This is a genomic window from Pseudoalteromonas sp. NBT06-2 (assembly GCF_002276045.1).
In the GTDB taxonomy this organism is placed as follows: domain Bacteria; phylum Pseudomonadota; class Gammaproteobacteria; order Enterobacterales; family Alteromonadaceae; genus Pseudoalteromonas.
On the sequence record NZ_NQMR01000386.1, the window covers coordinates 1 to 863 of the forward strand.

Annotated in this window: 1 protein-coding gene; it reads left to right on the forward strand. The window is 39.2% G+C overall.

Going from position 1 to position 863, the window contains the following annotated elements; genetic code table 11:
- Window positions 1-863 (forward strand): ISAs1 family transposase (locus tag CJF42_RS26225; protein WP_095369402.1); only part of this gene is annotated, 863 nt, incomplete at both ends.

Genomic DNA, 863 nt, shown 5'->3' on the forward strand with positions numbered 1-863 from the left:
AAAAAACATAATTTACTCGATATTCTCCTACTGGCTATTAGTGCTGTAATTTCCGGTGCTGAAGGCTGGGAAGACATTGAAGATTTTGGACACTTGAAACTTGATTGGCTTAAAAAATACCGCCCTTTTAAATCTGGGATCCCTAAGCATGATACGATTGCGCGTGTTATTTGTCGGCTAAAAGCGGATGAAATAGAAGAGGCATTTCAATCATGGATATCTTCACTTGTTGAAGTGACTGGCTGCGATGTTATTGCCATAGATGGCAAAACAGCTCGGCGCTCATTTACCACAAAAGATAGAAAGAATGCCCTTCATACTGTAAGTGCATGGAGTTGCCAGCATCAATTGGTTCTAGGGCAAACAGCAGTTAATGAAAAAAGTAATGAAATAACAGCTATTCCTGAATTATTAGCGATGCTGGAAATTGAAAATAGCATTATCACGTTAGATGCGATGGGATGTCAGAAAACGATTGCTCAGCAAATTATTAAGCAAAAAGGAGATTATATTCTTGCGCTTAAAGGTAACCATTCAGGTATGCAAGCAGAATTAGAGGCTTGGTGGCATAAAAGTCAGCGCGAAGGTCTAGCTGAGACGCATTACGCCGAGCACATAGAAATCAGCTCCGGACATGGTAGAATTGAAACACGAACCTGTCATCAATTATTAATAGATAAAAGTTGGTTAGCAAAACCTTATCAATGGAGAGGCTTAAAAAGCATAATAAAAGTTAATGCACAAGTTCATGATAAATCAACAGGTAAGGATACAGAGGAAACACGTTGGTACATAAGTTCTTTAGATTTAAACGCAGAACAAGCCTTGCACGCGGTGCGAAGTCATTGGCAAGTTGAAAGTAT